14 protein-coding genes are annotated in these 17455 nt (G+C 66.9%); all 14 read left to right on the plus strand.

Annotated features, from left to right (window positions below; all coding sequences use genetic code 11):
* The first annotated feature begins 183 nt into the window (after positions 1-183).
* Positions 184-963: a hypothetical protein gene (locus PFZ56_RS05175; RefSeq protein ID WP_346010515.1), complete on the plus strand. Its 780-nt coding sequence runs from the start codon at positions 184-186 to the stop codon at positions 961-963.
* 98 nt (positions 964-1061) lie between these two features.
* On the plus strand, positions 1062-1709 hold the full coding sequence (locus tag PFZ56_RS05180; protein WP_170001417.1) for a YcxB family protein: 648 nt from the start codon (positions 1062-1064) through the stop codon (positions 1707-1709).
* Positions 1710-1756: 47 nt separating this feature from the next.
* On the plus strand, positions 1757-2776 hold the full coding sequence (locus PFZ56_RS05185; protein WP_170001416.1) for a beta-ketoacyl-ACP synthase 3: 1020 nt from the start codon (positions 1757-1759) through the stop codon (positions 2774-2776).
* Positions 2776-3783, plus strand: coding sequence for an NAD(P)-dependent oxidoreductase (locus PFZ56_RS05190; protein ID WP_170001415.1), 1008 nt, complete (start codon positions 2776-2778; stop codon positions 3781-3783). The genes PFZ56_RS05185 and PFZ56_RS05190 overlap by 1 nt, the downstream gene beginning before the upstream one ends.
* Positions 3780-4634: an MBL fold metallo-hydrolase gene (locus PFZ56_RS05195; RefSeq protein WP_170001414.1), complete on the plus strand. Its 855-nt coding sequence runs from the start codon at positions 3780-3782 to the stop codon at positions 4632-4634. Before PFZ56_RS05190 ends, PFZ56_RS05195 begins: the two co-directional genes overlap by 4 nt.
* A complete protein-coding gene (locus PFZ56_RS05200; RefSeq protein ID WP_170001413.1) occupies positions 4624-5982 on the plus strand; it encodes a F390 synthetase-related protein in 1359 nt (452 codons plus the stop codon). The genes PFZ56_RS05195 and PFZ56_RS05200 overlap by 11 nt, the downstream gene beginning before the upstream one ends.
* Positions 5970-7124, plus strand: coding sequence for an ATP-grasp domain-containing protein (locus PFZ56_RS05205; RefSeq protein ID WP_170001412.1), 1155 nt, complete (start codon positions 5970-5972; stop codon positions 7122-7124). Before PFZ56_RS05200 ends, PFZ56_RS05205 begins: the two co-directional genes overlap by 13 nt.
* Positions 7121-8260, plus strand: a complete 1140-nt coding sequence (locus tag PFZ56_RS05210; RefSeq protein WP_170001411.1) for a hypothetical protein — start codon at positions 7121-7123, stop codon at positions 8258-8260. The genes PFZ56_RS05205 and PFZ56_RS05210 overlap by 4 nt, the downstream gene beginning before the upstream one ends.
* Positions 8257-9273 carry an aromatic ring-hydroxylating dioxygenase subunit alpha gene (locus tag PFZ56_RS05215; RefSeq protein ID WP_170001410.1) on the plus strand — a complete coding sequence of 339 codons (1017 nt, stop codon included), beginning with the start codon at positions 8257-8259 and terminating at the stop codon, positions 9271-9273. Before PFZ56_RS05210 ends, PFZ56_RS05215 begins: the two co-directional genes overlap by 4 nt.
* A gap of 439 nt (positions 9274-9712) precedes the next feature.
* A complete protein-coding gene (locus PFZ56_RS05220; protein ID WP_110594185.1) occupies positions 9713-11152 on the plus strand; it encodes a sodium:alanine symporter family protein in 1440 nt (479 codons plus the stop codon).
* 104 nt (positions 11153-11256) lie between these two features.
* Entirely contained in the window at positions 11257-12258 is a 1002-nt protein-coding gene (locus tag PFZ56_RS05225) for an asparaginase (protein WP_170001409.1), read from the plus strand.
* Positions 12259-12409: 151 nt separating this feature from the next.
* Positions 12410-13402: an AraC family transcriptional regulator gene (locus PFZ56_RS05230; RefSeq protein WP_170001408.1), complete on the plus strand. Its 993-nt coding sequence runs from the start codon at positions 12410-12412 to the stop codon at positions 13400-13402.
* Positions 13403-13473: 71 nt separating this feature from the next.
* Positions 13474-15396, plus strand: coding sequence for an ankyrin repeat domain-containing protein (locus tag PFZ56_RS05235; RefSeq protein WP_394304590.1), 1923 nt, complete (start codon positions 13474-13476; stop codon positions 15394-15396).
* A gap of 100 nt (positions 15397-15496) precedes the next feature.
* Positions 15497-17422, plus strand: a complete 1926-nt coding sequence (locus PFZ56_RS05240) for an ankyrin repeat domain-containing protein (protein ID WP_170001407.1) — start codon at positions 15497-15499, stop codon at positions 17420-17422.
* Positions 17423-17455 lie beyond the last annotated feature (33 nt).

Below are 17455 nucleotides of genomic sequence, written 5' to 3' on the forward strand. Positions count from 1 at the left end.
TTCGCAGCCTGCGGCAGCGGCTACACCACCCAACCTGAACTGCGACCGCGACCTCATTTGTAGCCGCTGCCGAGCCCGCGAGGCTGCGAAAAGGTCCGCAGGACCTTCAGCGACCTTGAGAACCCTGCGTCCCTTCGGGCCGTTCGCAGCCTGCGGCAGCGGCTACAGGTTTTGCCCGGCGCGGTGGATAATCAGCCTCCCGCCGCCACCGGCAATGACGACCAAGGCACCCTGTCGATGGACCCGACGCACACCCAAGCTCTGCAACAGTTACGCAAGCTGATCCCCATCGGCTTGCGCCACGCCCAGGCCCTGCTCGCCCGTTGCGCCAATAATCCGCAGCAAGCCGCCGAGCTCTACAAAGCCGAGCTGTTGCAGGTGCTGGTAGACAAATCCGGCCTGCCCCCCGAGCACGCCCGGGAACACCTGCGCAACGCCGGTTACGATCTGAACCGCGCCCTGCACGCTATAGAAGAAGCGCGCTTCACCCTGACCCAGCGCATCCTGCGCAAGCATCACCGGGACAAGGGCCAGGCCCTGGACCTGATCGCCCAGGCCATCGAAACCGCCGAGCAACTGCCGCGTCAGTACTGGCTGGATTTGCAACGACTGGAGGCGCTGGCCCCGGCACTGCGCTGCTTCATGATCCTGCACGAATGGCTGGCCTTCGAGGGCTGGGAAGGCTTCGACAGCGCCCTGCACTTTCATCTGCCCCAGGCCATCGCTCAGTTCAGGCTCCTGCATCTGGACGCCCTGGCGGACACCCTGGAGCAGGCCGATCAGCGCCAGCAGCAGCTACGAGCCGCCCACGCCGGGAGCGAAGGCCCCGTCGAGCTGGCCATGCGCATCAACCAGGACCCGTTCTTCAACCGCTGCCAGGACCACTTCAACCAGCAGCGGCCGCCACTGGACGAGCACCTGTACCAGTGGGTGGAGCAACATCTGGAGCAGTTTCCAGCCTGAACTGCCGCTTGGCGTTGGCGCACACGCCGCTGCTCAACACACCCCAGAAGCCGGTAGACTGCCGCCCTCACCGAACACGGACCTCGGATTCAGCCCCCATGGAATTGCACTACCGCATCACCCCCGCCCACACCGAAGCCTGGATTGCCGAACCGCTGAAGCAGGAATTGCTCAAGGATGATCAGCAGCATGTCCAAGCCATGAGCACATTTGCCCGGTGGCAAGGCCGCTTGATCGGTCCCGTGATGTTCACCCTGTGCCTGATCGGCGGCTGCCTGTCGATCTATTTCCCCGAGCGGACCTTCACCCCGGAGAAGGTCATCGCCATGGTGGCGTTCGCCTTGATCTTCATCCCCCTGTGGTGGCGCTTTTCCGGACGCTGGATCAAGCACCTGCAAGCCCGGATTGCCGCCACCCCGATCAAACCCCAAGCGCCGTTGCGCGGGTTGAGTCAGCGCCTGATCGAAACCCGCTTGCGGGCCGTCGAAGGCACCTATTGCCTGAACTTCGACGACCAGGGCTTCACCCTGCTCAACACCCGCGGAGGTCAGAGCAGCCTGGCCTGGAAGCAGATCGCAAGCGTGCAGGAAATTCCCGACTTCTACCTCGTGGCGGACGCCGATATGGAGCGTCAAGGCGTGGCCTGCTTCATCGCCAAACACACTGACCTGATGCCCACCGAGGCCTACCAGCAGGGGCTGCAAGCCTTCCTGAGCCAATGCCCGGCGGCACTGCCAGCGCACTAACCGCCTCTCTCAACGCCAGCCTCGACGCCCACACACACGGAATTTGCATGCACACATCAGCGTCCTCCCCCCGCCCGGCCCGCGCCCTGGCCATCCTCGGCACCGGCCACGCCCTGCCGCAGCGGGTGGTCACCAGTGCTGAACTGGACCGCCAGCTCGGCCTGGAAACCGGCAGCGTGGCGCGCATCAGCGGAGTGCAGCAGCGCCACGTCGCCGATCCTGCGGACACCGCCGCCAGCCTCGGCGCCAGTGCCGCGCGCCAGGCCCTGCACGCGGCCGGCCTGGAGCTTGGCCAATTGGACCTGATCGTCTGCGCCAGCGGCACCATGGACCAAGGCATGCCCTGCAACGCCGCACTGCTGCAACGGGAACTGGGCCTGGGGCATTCGGGCATCCCGGCCATGGACATCAACGCCAGCTGCCTGGGCTTTATTGCCGCCCTGGACACCCTGTCCTGGCCGATCCAGGGCGGGCATTACCGGCGCGTGCTGCTGGTGTGCGCCGACATCGCCTCCTGCGGCCTGGACTGGCAGCAGGTGGAAGTCTGCGGCATCTTCGGCGACGGCGCGGCAGCAGTGGTGCTGGAAGCGGGCGACGGCGGCCCGAAGATCCTTGCCTCGCGCCTCAAGACCTACGCCGAAGGCGCCGCGCTGTGCCAGATCCCCGCCGGCGGTTCGCGCTTTCATCCGCGACGCATCGACGTGCCGTTCGAGCCCCTGACCAGCTTCGCCATGCAGGGCAAGGGCGTGTTCCGCCTCGCGGCCAAGCACCTGCCCGAACTGATGGACGATTTGCTGCAGCAAGCCGCACTGTCCCTTGCGCAGATCGACTGGATCATCCCCCATCAAGCCAGCCAACAGGCCATGCAGCATGCGGCCAAACGCCTGAGCCTGGGGCCGGAGAAAGTCATCGATATCTTTGCCCGGCATGGCAATCAGGTGGCGGCGTCTCTGCCCACCGCTCTGGATATCGCGGTGCGCGACGGGCGCATTCAACGCGGACAAACCCTGATGCTGATCGGCACCGGCGCGGGCCTGTCCCTCGGCGGCATGATCCTGGAGTACTGATGAAGATCCTGGTCACCGGCGGCACCGGTTTTATCGGACGGCACCTGGTCTGGAAGCTGGCCGCCGAAGGCTGCGAGGTGCAGTTCAGCGGGCGCAATCCCGAGGCGGCGGCCGAGGTGATTGCCCACAGCCCGGCGCCCGTGCACTGGCTGCCCCTGGAGCACGGCAGCCCGTTGGCCAAACGCCTGCTGGCCGATGCCAGCCGCGAGCATGACGCCATCGTGCATTGCGCCGCCTTGTCGTCACCCTGGGGTTCGCCCCAGGCGTTTACCCGGGCCAACCTCGACTCCACCGCCGAGGTGATCCACGCCTGCGGCAAGAACCGTATCCCGCGGCTGGTGCACATCTCTACCCCAAGCCTGTATTTCAATTTCAGTGATCGCCTGGGCATCCGCGAAGACCAGCCGCTGCCACCACCGGTGAATGACTACGCCCGCAGCAAGGCCCAGGCCGAAACCCTGCTGGCAGACGCCAAGCTGCCCGAATGCGTGATCCTGCGGCCCCGGGCGGTGTTCGGCCCCTGGGACGCAACCCTGATGCCGCGCCTGCTGCGGGTGATGCAACGGGGGGCGATTCCGCTGATGCGCGGCGGCCAGGCGCAGCTGGACCTGACCTGCGTCGACAATCTGGTGCACGCGGTGTGGCTGGCCCTGACCCGGCCCCTGCCGCGCCCGCTGTGCGTGTACAACCTGAGCAATGGCACGCCGCTGGCCTTCAAGGACCTGCTGCAACAGATGGCCGAGCACTTCCGCCTGCCGCTGCGCACCCGTCGCCTGCCCTGGCCCCTGGTGCATGGCGTGGCGCGCCTGCTGGAACTCAAGGCGCGCCTGGGCAACGGCGCCGAGCCCTTGATCACCCGCTACGGCGCCGGCGTCCTGGCCTTCAGTCAGACCCTGGACATCAGCGCCATCCAGCGCGAGCTGGGCTACCACCCGGTGATCACCCAGGACCAGGGCATCGCCCAGCACGCCCAATGGTGGCTGGCCCAACAGAGGCAACGAGCATGAGCCGCAGCGTCAGCTTGAAGATCCTCAGGGCCGGCTGGTGCCAGCATCTGGAATGCATGGCCGACCGTGGCGGGCGCCTGGCGCCAGTGCAGTTTCCGGCCTTGTGCGGGCTGATCCAGCACCCGGAGCACGGCTGGATTTTGTACGACACCGGCTACGCCGAGCACTTCTTCCAGGCCACCCGCGCCCTGCCCGAGCGCCTGTACCGCAGTGCGGTGCCGGTGCAGTTGCCGGTGGTCGAGCAGCTGGGGGCGCAGCTGCATGAGCTGGGCATCGGCCCGGGGGATATCCGCCATGTGATCATTTCCCACTTCCACGCCGACCATATCGCCGGGCTGCGGGATTTTGCCAACGCGCGCTTTATCGCCCTGGAAGCCGATTACCGGCATATCGACAGCCTGCGCGGTCAGCGTTGGCGCGCCACCTTGGGCGGCCATCTGCCGGGCTTGCTGCCGGACGACTTCAGCGCCCGCCTGCGCCTGGCCGAAGCCAGCCCCAGCTGTGCGCTGCCAAGCTGGATGGCGCCCTTCGAGCAAGGCCTGGACCTGTTCGGCGACAGCAGCCTGATCGGCGTGCCGCTGCCCGGGCACAGCGAAGGCCAGTTGGGCCTGTTCATCCCCGACGCCCAGGGCCGACCGGTGTTCCTGGTGGCCGACGCCTGCTGGTCGGTGCCGGCCTGCCGCGCCGAGCGCCTGCCCGCTGCACCGGCACTGTGGTTTGCCAGCGCCGACCGTCAGCAGTACGTGCGCACTTACCACGGCCTGGGCCAGCTGATCCGCCGTGAACCAGCGGTGGCGGTGCTGCCGTCCCATTGCACCCAGGCCTGGGAGGCATTCGCCAATGAACAGTGAACGCCTACTGGGCACCCTGCGCAGCATCGGTTCCTTCGTGTTCAGCCGCTACGCCCTGCGCTTTCGCCGTCGCGAGCGGCTGGAAGCCTGGCAGGCCCGGCGCCTCAAGCACTTCATGGCCAAAGTCCTGCCCCGTGGCCAGCGCTTCAACGAGCTGACCCACGACGGCCTGCACAGCTTGCCGCTCATGGACAAAGCCACCCTGATGAGCGACTTCGCCGCCTTCAACACCCGCGCCCTGAGCCTGGAACAGGTGTTGCCGGTGGCCCTGCAGGCCGAGCGTTCCCGGGACTTCAGCCCGACCCTGGGGGACATCACCGTGGGCCTGTCCAGCGGCACCTCGGGGGCCCAGGGGGTGTTCCTGGTCAGCAGCGTGGAACGCCAACGCTGGGCCGGCATCCTGCTGGCGCGCACCCTGCCCCGGGCCCTGCTGCCCCGGCTGCTGTGCCCCTGGCTGGCGCCGCTGCGGATCGCCTTCTTCTTGCGGGCCAATAGCCGCCTGTACACCACCCTGGCCAGCCGCCGCATCGACTTCGCCTTTCATGACCTGACCCTGGGCCTGACCGCCTCCCTGCAACGCCTCAACCAACAGAACCCGGACGTGCTGGTGGCCCCGGCCACGGTGCTGCGGGGGCTGGCCCAGGCGGCCCTGGCCGGGCAGCTGACGATCCGCCCACAACACATCCTGTCGGTGGCCGAAGTGCTGGAAAGCACCGACGCCGAGCTGGTGCAGCAAGCCTTCGGGCGCAAGCCGCAGCAGATCTATCAGGCCAGCGAAGGCTTTCTCGGCTACACCTGCGAGGCCGGCACCCTGCACCTGAACGAAAGCCACCTGCACATCGAGCCGCAATGGCTGGACCCTGAGCGCACGCGCTTTCAGCCGATCATCACCGACTTTTCCCGGCGTACACAGTTGATCGTGCGTTATCGCCTCAACGACATTCTGCGGGTGGCCAGCGCACCCTGCCCCTGCGGCCGTGCGGAGCGGGCCATCGCCGCCGTGGAAGGCCGCGCCGACGAGATCCTCTGGCTGCCCCGGCTCGACGGCCCGCAGCTGGCACCGCTCTACCCTGACGTATTGCGCCGGGCCCTGCTGATGCTCGGGGCGGCGCTTGAGGAATACGAAATTCACCAGCGCGGGCTGCTCTGGCAGATCAACCTGCACACCCGCGGCGACTACCACGGGCTGTGCCAGCGCTTGAGCGAAGCCCTCGCCGAGCTCTGCGCGCAACAAGGGCTGCAGGCGCCGCAGCTGAGCTTCGGCCACTGGCAGGCACCGCCGCCACACGCGAAAAGACGCCGCCTGCTGATGCTGCAACTGCCCGAGGGACTGCCATGCGTGTATTGATTCTCGGCGCCCGGGCCCCGGCCTGTCTGGAATGGGCCCGGGCCTTTAGCCAAGCCGGCTGGACGGTGACCGTGGCCGATTCCCTGGCCCAGCCCCTGAGCCGTTTCAGCCGCGCCGCCGAGCACTTCGTGCGCCTGCCGGAGCCGCGCCACGACCCGGATGCCTGGATCGAAGCCCTGGCCGGGGTCATCCGCCAACAGGCCATCGACCTGCTGCTGCCGACCTGCGAAGAGGTGTTCTACCTGGCCCACGGCCTGGAGCGCTTGCGGCCTTTGTGCCGGGTGTTCACCAGTGATTTCGACCTGCTGCACCGCCTGCATCACAAGGGCGATTTTGCTGCCATGACCCAGGGCTGGGACGTGGCCGCGCCGCCGACCCAAGTGCTGCATGACCCGGCCGCGTTGCAAGCGCTGGCCGCCGAGCACGACGCCCTGGTGTTCAAGCCGGCCTATTCGCGCTTCGCCTCCCAGACCCTGATCCGCCCGAGCCCGGCGCAACTGGCCAAGATCCGGCCCAGTAGCGATGCGCCCTGGGTGGCCCAGCGCTTTGTCCCCGGCCAGGAGTACTGCAGCTTCAGCGTGCTGGTGGACGGCCAGTTACGCGCCCACAGCAGCTATCAGCCGCGCTACCGGGTCGGGCGCGGCTCGGGGATCTACTTCCACAGCTGTGCCCCAGCGCCGATCCGTGCGTTTCTGGAACAGTTCGGCCAGGCCACCGGCTACACCGGGCAGGTGGGTTTTGACTTCATCGAGGACCAGCAGGGCCGCTTCCACGTGCTGGAGTGCAACCCCCGGGCCACCAGCGGCGTGCACCTGTTCGACGATCAGCGGGTGCAACTGGTGGCAGCGCTGGGCAGCGAAACCGACGCTGCGCTGGAGGCGACCCTGGAACCCCGGATGATCGCCCTGGCCATGCTGCTTCTGGCGGCGCCGTCACGGCTCTTGAGCCGCGAGTTCTGGCACGACTACCAACAAGCCCGGGACGTGATCGTCCAGGACGGCGATCGCGGCCCGCTGACCGCCCAGTTGCTGAGCCTGAGCGAGATCATCGGCCGCGCCCTGACCCGCCGCTGCGGGCTGCTGGCCGCCTCCACCGCCGATATCGAATGGAACGGCCAGCCTCTGGGGGCACAGCGCCAATGAGACTGCTGCTGCCCGAGCAACTGGCCCTTGAGCCCCCGAGCGCCGGCGACAGCCACGCCCGGCAGTACGTGCGCACTTGCGCCGGCGGCGCGCTGATCGGCAACGTCAGCACCGCCCTGGCCCTGCTGGACACCGGCCATCAGCAGTTCCCGGTGAGCATCAACCACGGCCACGACCCTGTGGATAACTGTTACGTGGTCTCGCCGCAAACCGCCTACAGCGGCTACGCCCGGGAAGAACTGCAGCGCCTGAAACGGCCCTGGCTGGCCCGGCCACTGAAGCTGCTGACCCAGGGCGTGGACCGGCTCCTGAGCGCGGCCAAGGTCGACCGTTTGGTGCAGGTCAATAACTGGCTGTTGTCGACCAACCTCTACCCGGCCGACTGGGATGGCGCGGACTTGCCGGCGATCACCGAACTGCTGCGCCGGGAGTTTCCCGACCACGGCTTTGGCTTTCGCTCGCTCAACGACTTCAGCAACCTCGCACTGCGCAAGCGCCTGCAAGCCCTGGGCTACCTGGCCATTCCCAGCCGCCAGGTGTACCTGTTCGACGGCCGCGAGGGCGAGAATTCAGCCTTCCTGCGCCACCACAACACCCGCCTGGACGCCACCCTGCTGCGCCGCAGCCCGTATACGGTGGTGCCCGGCAGCGAGCTGAACGAGGCCGACTTCCAGCGCATCGAACAGCTGTACAACCTGCTGTACCTGGACAAATACAGCCGCCTGAACCCCCACTACAGCGCCCAATGGCTGCAACGCGGGCAGGCCGAAGGCTGGCTGGAGGTGCGCGCCCTGCGCAACGCCGAAGGGCGCATCGACGGCGCCTTGGGCTGGTTCGCCAACAGCGTCCTGATCAGCACCCCCATCGTCGGCTACGACACCGCCCTGCCCCAGCGCGCCGGCCTGTACCGGCAACTGACCAGGCTGTGCCTGCAAGAGGCGGTGAACCGTCGTCAGGTGCTCAACTTCAGCTCCGGCGCCGCCGCCTTCAAACGCCTGCGCGGCGGTGAGCCAGAGATCGAATACAGCCTGATCCACGTCGCCCACCTGCCCTGGCCAAGGCGCCTGGTGTGGCACCTGATGGGCCTGCTGCTGCAACGGATCGGCGTACCGCTGATGAGGAAGCTCAAACTGTGAACAGTCACTCGGGCTGGTGGCCCGTCGCCCTGAGCCGGCAGCTGCACAAGCAACCCATGGCCTGCACCCTGCACGGCGTGCCGCTGGTGCTGTTTCGCGACGCCGACGGCGCCGCCGCGGTGCTGCCGGACCGTTGCCCTCACCGCTTTGCGCCCCTGAGCGCCGGCCGGGTGCGCGACGGGCAGATCCAGTGCCCCTACCATGGCTGGCGCTTCGATCCCCAGGGCCGTTGCACTCAGCTGCCCGGCCAGGAGCAGCAGCGGTGCAGCCAGCCCTTGCTGCAGCCGCTGCACAGCTGCGAAGCCCAGGGGCTGGTGTGGGCCAGCCTTGCCAGCGAGCGGCCGGAAGAGCCGCCAGTGGCCGCCGCCGAGCAAGCCCAGGCCCTGGATGTGTTCTGGATCAACGACCGGGTGCAGTGCAGCTTGCAGGACGCCGCGGAGAACTTCCTCGACGGCTTCCACACCCACTTCGTGCATGCCGGCTGGATTCGCCACGACCGCCAGCGCCAGCGCATTAGCGCCTGGGTGCATCAGCTGGAAGACGGGGTCGAAGCCCAATACAGCGAAGAAGGCACCCAATCCGGACTGATTTCGCGGCTGTTCGAAGGCGAACGCGGCCTCAGCATGGGCCGCTTTCGCCTGCCGGGGCTGGCGGAAATCGAATACCGCGACCGCCAGGGCCGGCTCAACCTGCTGGTCAGCGCCTGGCTGAGCCCGGCCGCCGAGGGCCAACTGCGGCTGTTCGCCCGCATCGCCACAGCCCAGGGCCGCCTGCCGGGCTGGCTCAAACGCGGCGTGCTGCAGCCCTTGTTCAAGGTGATCCTCAAGCAGGACCGGCAGATCCTGGAAAAAGTCAGCGCCAACCAGCAGCGCTTTGCCCAGGTGCCACTGCGCTGGCAGCGGCCCACGCCTCTGGACAGCTCGCTGGATCTGCTGGGGCCGTGGATTCGCCAGTTGCTGGAGCAGGGTGAACTGAAGGACTTCCAAGAACGCCGAGAGGAATTCTGGCTGTAACCCCGCAAGCCGGCTGGCCGGCGAACAGGGCTTCAAGACGGACACCGCTCAAACGACCCCCTTCGCTGGCCAGCCAGCGCCTGCGATTACCAGGGGGCTCGCGGGGATGATACGGGCCCCTTGGAGCCCCTGTTCGCGGGGTTTTCCGGGCAGGACAAGAACCGATTCAGCCTCCCGCCAGCACTGCCGTTCCTCGGCTCGACACGCAACATGCAGACGGCGAGCCCGCGCACCGGTATAGTGCGCCCCCTCTTCACGTGGACAGCCGTCGGTAACGAGGCTCACCCCCACGGGAAACCCGAACTAATAACAACCCGCGAAATATAGAACCGGGACGAACGCTCGCCCCACCGCCTTGCCGTGCGTGCAATCAGCGGTGTAACTGAATGTTTCCGTCCGCTCTGCTTTTGCCTACACAAAAAACAGCGAGGAATAATCCATGCTCGAAGTCATCAACGACTTCCTCTCAGGGAAAGTACTGATCGTGCTCATTGTCGGGCTCGGCAGCTACTTCACGATCCGCTCGCGTTTCGTTCAATTGCGCCATTTCCTCCATATGTTCGCGGTGTTCCGCGACAGCCTGAAAAGCAGCGGCGGCCAGCTCAGCTCGTTCCAGGCGCTGATGCTCAGCCTCGCCGGCCGGGTGGGTGCAGGCAACATCGCCGGCGTCGGCATCGCCGTGACCCTGGGTGGCCCGGGCGCGGTGTTCTGGATGTGGGTGACCGCACTTGTCGGCATGTCCAGCAGCTTCTTCGAATGCACCCTGGCCCAGGTCTACAAGCGCGCCGACGGTGACGGCCTGTACCGCGGTGGCCCGGCCTACTACATCCAGCACGGCCTGAAGCTCAAAGGCATGGCGGTGGTGTTCTCGATCCTGCTGCTGGTCACCTACGGCTTCGCCTTCATCGGCCTGCAGTCCTACACCGTGACGCACTCGCTGCAGGACGCCTTTGCCTTCGACCCACGCCACACCGGCATCGTCCTGGCGGTGCTGCTGGCCATCACCTTCATCGGCGGCATCAAGCGCATCGCCGCGGTGTCCGACCTGCTGGTCCCGATCAAGACCCTGGCCTACATCGCCGTGACCCTGTACGTGATCGGCACCCAGATCGAACACGTGCCGGCCATGCTGGAAACCATCATCAAGAGCGCCTTCGGCCTCGACCCGGCCTTCGCCGGCCTGCTCGGCAGCGCCATCGTCATGGGCGTGAAGCGTGGCGTGTTCGCCAACGAAGCGGGCCTGGGCAGTGCGCCGAACGTGGCCGCCGTGGCCGCCGTGAAGCACCCGGGCGCCCAGGGCGTGGTCCAGGCCTTCAGCGTGTTCCTCGACACCTTCGTGATCTGCACCTGCACCGCGCTGCTGATCCTGCTGTCGGGCTTCTACACCCCGGGCTTCGAAGGCGACGGCATCGTCCTGACCCAGAACTCGCTGGCCGCCGTGGTCGGTGACTGGGGCCGCGTGTTCGTCAGTGTCGCGCTGTCGTTGTTCGTCTTCACCTGCATCCTCTACAACTACTACCTGGGCGAGAACAGCCTGCAGTTCCTCACCCGCAACCGCACTGTGTTGATGCTGTTCCGCGGCCTGGTGCTGGCGCTGGTGGTCTGGGGTTCGATGCAGAACCTCTCGACCGTGTTCGCCTTCGCCGACATCACCATGACCTGCCTGGCCTTCGTCAACCTGGTGGCCCTGGCCATGCTGTTCAAGGTCGGCCTGCGGGTGATGCGCGACTACGACGAGCAGCGCCGCGCCGGTGTCGACCAGCCGGTGTTCGACTCGCGCAAATTCGCCGATCTGGACCTGGACCTGAAGGCCTGGCCCGCCGAACCTTCGGCCGCCACCCAGGCCGAGCCGCAAGGCGTGCCCGCAGCGCAACGCTGACGGGTGAACGACGGGCGCATCCTCTGCACCCGTCGGTTACAGTGCGATAAATGTGCGAGCGGGCTTGCCCGCTCCCACAGGAACTCACCGTTTCGGAGAATCCCATGAACCCTTCGACCTACCCTGCCGCCCAGCACGTCATGGTGCTCTACACCGGTGGCACCATCGGCATGCAGGCCAGCGCCGACGGCCTGGCCCCGGCGTCCGGTTTCGACGTGCGCATGCGCGCCTACCTCGACAGCCAGCCCGAACTGGTGGTGCCGGCCTGGCGCTTTCGCGAGATGGCGCCCCTGATCGACAGCGCCAACATGACCCCCGACTACTGGCAGCGCCTGCGCGAAGCGGTGGTCGAAGCCGTGGACCAGGGCTGCGACAGCGTGCTGATCCTCCACGGCACCGACACCCTGGCCTACAGCGCCGCCGCCATGAGCTTCCAGTTGCTGGGGCTGCCAGCGCGGGTGCTGTTCACCGGTTCGATGCTGCCGGCCGGTGTGCCGGACAGCGACGCCTGGGAAAACCTCAGTGGCGCCCTGTTGGCCCTGGGCCAGGGCCTGGCACCGGGGGTGCACCTGTACTTCCACGGCGAACTGCTGGCCCCGACCCGCTGCGCGAAAATCCGCAGTTTCGGCCGGCACCCGTTCGCCGCCCTGCAACGCAATGGCGGCGGCGCAAAGGCCGAAGCGATTCCGTCGGCGCTGGACTACCGCCAGGCCAAGCAACTGGCCAAGGTCGGCGTACTGCCGCTGTTCCCCGGCATCGGCGCCGAGCTGCTGGACGGCGTGCTCGACAGCGGCATCCAGGCCCTGGTCCTGGAATGCTTCGGCAGCGGCACCGGGCCCAGCGACAACCCGGCGTTCCTGGCCAGTCTCAAGCGCGCACAGGAGCAAGGCATCGTCGTGGTGGCGGTGACCCAGTGCCATGAAGGCGGTGTGGAGCTGGACATCTACGAAGCCGGCAGCCGCCTGCGCGGCGTGGGCGTGCTGTCTGGTGGCGGCATGACTCGCGAAGCGGCGTTCGGCAAGCTCAGCGCCCTGCTCGGCGCCGGGCTGGCCAACAGCGAAGTGCGGCGCCTGGTGGAACTGGACCTGTGCGGCGAACTGGCCTGAACACTCTGTAGGAGCCGGCTTGCCGGCGAAGGCGGTCTTGAGGGCCTCTTCGCTGGCAAGCCAGCTCCTACAAGCAGCTCCGGCACCCGCAGATGCGGGGCGGCATGCAACTTGCTCCGGTTAAGGGTCTTCCCCAGGCTGGAATCTGCGCATGCTGCACTCGCACCTCACCACCCTCAATGCGGTTTCACTGGTCCTCAATACCTTCAAGGAGCAGGGCCAGGACAGCGACGCGCTGCTGGCCGGCAGCGGCATCAACCCCGCCGACCTGAGCCGCGCCGACACTCGCATCACCACCAACCAGGAGATGCTGGTGTGCGCCAATGCCGTGGCCCTGCAACGGGACATCGGCCTGGAACTGGGCCGGCGCATGCACGTTTCCTCCTACGGCATGCTCGGCTATGCCCTGCTCACCAGTGCCACCTTAGGTGACGCTTTGCGCCTGGCCATGCGCTATCCGGCGCTGATGGGAACACTTTTCGAACTGAGCCTGGAAGCCGACGGCCCGCGCATCTGGTTCACCGCCGCCGGCTACCGCGAAAGCCCGGCCCTGGCGGCGTTCAATACCGAGTTCTGCCTGGTGTCGCTGAAGGTCATCTGCGACGACTTGCTGGGCCACCCGCTGCCGCTGCTGGGCGCGCGCTTCGACTATCCGGCACCGGACTATCAAAGGCGCTACCGCGAAGCCTTCGACTGTCCGCTGCAGTTCAACGCCCGCAGCAACGCCTTCGCCTTCGACCAGCAATGGCTCGAACACCCCCTGCCCCTGGCGGATGCCATCACCCACCAGGCCATGGCCGAACGCTGCCGCAAGCAGAACACCGAGTTCACCGGGCGCCAGGCCTGGCTGGGGCGCATCCGCCAGCTGCTGGCAGCGCAACTGGACGCCGCACCGGGGCTGGAGGGACTGGCGGAACAGATGAACTGCTCGGCCCGGACCCTGCGCCGCCATCTGCGCGACCTGGGTTGCAGCTATCAGGAGTTGCTGGACGAGCTGCGCTTCGAGCGGGCCAAGCAGATGCTCTGCGAAGACCAGCTGCCCATCTACCGGATTGCCGAAGCCCTGGGCTTCAGTGAAACCGCGAGCTTTCGCCATGCCTTCATCCGCTGGAGCGGTGTGGCGCCGAGCCAGTTCCGGCCCTGAGACAAACCCCGACATAAAGCTGCGGATTGCATTACATTGCCGACCTTTGAAACCGGCAAGGGACTGCAAGCTTGAACCTAATCACAGGCGCCATCGCCCGGCGCATCGGTATTCGCGGGGGGTGCCTGGCGCTGGTGCTGCTAGCCGGCCTCCCCCTCGCCCAAGCCTTCGAGCTGTCCAAAATCCGCTGGTGGGAGATGCAGAGCAGCATCCTCCTGGACGATCCGGAAACCGCCACCCTGCAACTCGAACCCTTTCCCCTGCCCGGGCTGGCCCAAGCGCCGGCACGGGTGATCCTCAGCCAATACCACGGCCTGTTCTACCTCAACGGCTACGCGGATGGGCAGTACCGGCAGCGGGTCTACAAGTCGCCGCCCCTGCCGCTGTTCAACGCCCAGGAACTACAGGCCTGCGTGCCCGAGCAGCGACCTGTTGGAGCCACGGACAACTGGCCGTCGAGCAAGCAGCTGGAATCCGCCCTGAGCCTGACCAAACTGAGTTTCGACTGCCAGAGCCCAGGCTGGGAGTTGAGCAATCGCTATCTGCTGGTGGACAGCCGCGATCCCCAGCGGCCGCTGCTGGCCATCGGTCAGCGTCAGGGCGAGGCACAGATCGACTTCACCCCGCAGCAACCGATCAGCCCCGAACTGCAGCAGCAATGGCTGCAAGCCCTGCACAAATACCCGAAGCTGCTGGAACCCTTTGACGCCAGCAGCGGCCAGCTGCGCGTCAAGCCCTATGCGCCGCCGCCCAGCGCGGAGCAGATCTGGACCGAATTTCGCCAGCTGCACACGCAATTGCGCGATGCCAAAGACAAGGCTCCGGGCATCGCCCGGGTGGAAGAGTTCTTCAGCCGTCATGACTTTCGCGCGATCGCCCCCGAGCGCAGTACCTACCCGGGCCTGCTCAACGACATCGCCTATTGGGCCACCGAGGCCGGCCAGTTGCAGAGCGCCCGACCGTGGCTGGCGCACGTGCTGCGTCGCGACCCAGGGCGCATGCCGACCTACCTCAATCTGGCGGACCTGGATTGGCGCCTGTACCAACAGCAGCCCGCAGACACCCGGCACCGGGGCCGGGCCATGGAGAACTATCGGCTGTATTGCGGACTGCGCCTGCAACGCCAGCTTGGGGTCCCCGCCAGGGTCACCCAGCGCCTGGGCCTTGAGGCACCCAGCGAACCGGCCTGCCAAAGCGCCTGGCCGCTGGTGACGGCGGTGGACCAGGGTGACGCGGGCGAAGTCCGGCGCCTGCTGGAGAACGGCCTGAGCGGCGACGTGATCGCCGCCGATGGGCGCCCGGCGCTGTTGCACGCCCTGGATAAACCCGACCTGGACATCGCCCGGCTGTTGCTGGCCCATGGCGCCCGCCCACAGGGTCAGTACAACGGCCGCACCCAGGTGGTCCTGGCCATGCGCCGCGACCTCAAGGACAACCCCGACCTGAACCAGGCCAAGCGCCTGAACTTCCTGCTGCAAGCCGGTGCTGCCATCGATGAACAGGATGTCCAGGGCGGCACCGCGCTGCAGGCCATGGCCAAGGAACGCGACGACATCGAGCGCTTCAACTGGCTGCTGCAACACCCGCAAGACCTCGACAAGCGCAGCGGGCCAGACGGCGAAACCGCACTGTTCCTGGCGCTCAAGGGCGGCAACTACGCCGCTGCCAGAGAACTGATAGAGGCCGGTGCCAACCTCAACCTGAGCTACGGCCGCGGTTTCTGCGCACAGCAGCCGGTTCGCCAAAGCCTGCTGATGATCGTCGCCGAACAGGGCTCGCCCGAGGTCATCAATCCCTGGGTCAGCCAGCAACAGAGCCTGGACATGTTCACCCTGCTGCTGGAAAAAGGCGCCGACCCCAACGTCGGCCGCTACTGCAAGAACAACGGCTACACCTGGCTGCTGGAGATCATGGCCCGGCGCAAGCGCGACGACATGCTCAAGGTGCTGCAAAGCTTTGCACCGCCACCGCCGGCGACGGCGTTTCGCCTTTGAGGCGTGGCGCCGAACCCGCGGAGCCCCTGAAACAAAGCCCGGCACAACGGCGCCGATTGCATTACATTGCCGAGCTTTCTACCGGCAAGGGACTGCAACGTTGAAGCTATTCTCAGGCGCCATCGCCCGGCGCATTGGCATTCGCGGGCTTGGCCTGGCGCTGGCGCTGCTGGCTGGGGCACCCGCCGCCCAGGCCTTCGACCTGGACCTGGGCGCGATCAAATGGTCGGGAATGGCTCGCTACTTCGTCATCGACTACCCGGAAACCGCCACCCTGCAACTCAAGCCGTTCCCCGTGCCGGGCCGGGAGCGAGTGCCGGCGCGGATCGTCCTGAGCCAGTACCGCGGGCTGTTCTACCTCAACGCCTATCAGGACCTGAAGTACCAGCAGCGGGTCTACAAGTCGCCGCCCATGGCTCTGTTCAGCCCCGAAGAACTGCGGGCCTGTGCGGCCCCGGAGTATCCGGTGCCAGTCGCCGACAACTGGCCCACGAGCAATACCCTGGACACCGGCATCACCCTGACCTCGCTCGACTTCAAGTGCCAGGAGCCCAGCGATTGGCAACTCAGCCGACGCTACCTGCTGATCGACCAGCGCGATCCGCAGCGCCCGCTGCTGGCGATCAGTCACCGCCGGGACCTCAGCCAGCTGGAGTTCACCCCGCTGCAGCCCATCAGCGAGGAAACCGGGCAGCAATGGCTGCAGGCCCTGGAGACATTCCCACCGTGGTTCCGCCCTTTCACCCAAGGCAGCGGGCCGATCACCGTCAACGCCTTTGTGCCAGCGCCAGCCTCGAACCCGGACAGCATCTGGAAAGCGTTCCGCGCGCTGCACGAGCAACTGCGCACCGCCAAGGACAAGCAACCGGGCATCAACCGGGTGGAGGACTTCTTCGTCACCCATGACTTTCGCAGCATCGCCACCGAGCGCCGTGAATACGCCGGACTGCTCAACGACATCGCCTACTGGACCAGCGAAGCCGGGCACCTGAGAACCGCCCGCCCCTGGCTCAAGGAAGTGCTGCGCCGCGACCCCGGACGCATGCCGACCTACCTCAACCTGGCGGACCTGGACTGGGCGATCTACCAACAACGCACGCAGGACAACATCCACCAGGGCCGGGCCATCGAGGGTTACCGGGTGTATTGCGGCCTGCGCCTGAAGCGCCAGATGAGCATCCCGCCCCGGGTCCTGCAGCGCTTGGGCCTGAACGCCGCCAACCCCCGGGACTGCCAGGCCTTCTGGCCGCTGGTGGACGCGGTGGATGCCGGCGACCTGGCCGAAGTGCAGCGCCTGCTGGCCAGTGGCATCAGCGGCGAGGTCATGGCCGACGATGGTCGCAGCGCCTTGCTGCATGCCCTGGACGCCCCGCGCCTGGACATCGCCCGGCTGCTGCTGGAGCACGGCGCCCACACCAGCGGCCTGTACAACTGGACCACCCTGGCGACCCTGGCCATGCGCCGCGACCTGGGCGACAGCCCCGACCTGAGCCAGGGCGGGCGCCTGAAGTTCCTCATCGAGGCCGGTGTCGCCGTCGACGAGCCGGACAGCCAGGGCCAGACGCCCCTGATGCAGATGGCCGAGAACAAGCGCAGCCTGCAAGGCTTCACTTGGCTGCTGCAACACCCGCAAAACCTCGACCGGCGCAGAACCGACGATGGTGAAACCGCGCTGTATCGGGCGTTCTCGGGCAACAACTACGAGGCCGTGCGACAACTGATAGCCGCTGGTGCCAACCTCAACCTGAGCTACGGCCGTGGCACCTGCTACAACCAGCCCGTCGGCGAGAGCCTGCTGACCCTGGTGGCCGACAAGACCTCCGCCGACGACAAGGCGCCCTACGTCAGCCAACGGGACACCCTGGACCTGTTCACCCTGCTGCTGGAAAAAGGCGCCGATCCCAATGTCGGCCAGCACTGCGAGAAAAAGGGCTACGCGCTGTTGCTGGAAGCCATCGCCCGGAAAAAACGCGAGGACATGCTCAAGGTGCTGCAGCGCTTCGTTCCCACCCCGCCCGCCAGTTGAACCGGACGGCGCCCCGCAACGGGGCGCCCTGCC

Source organism: Pseudomonas danubii, assembly GCF_042980055.1.
GTDB lineage: Bacteria > Pseudomonadota > Gammaproteobacteria > Pseudomonadales > Pseudomonadaceae > Aquipseudomonas > Aquipseudomonas danubii.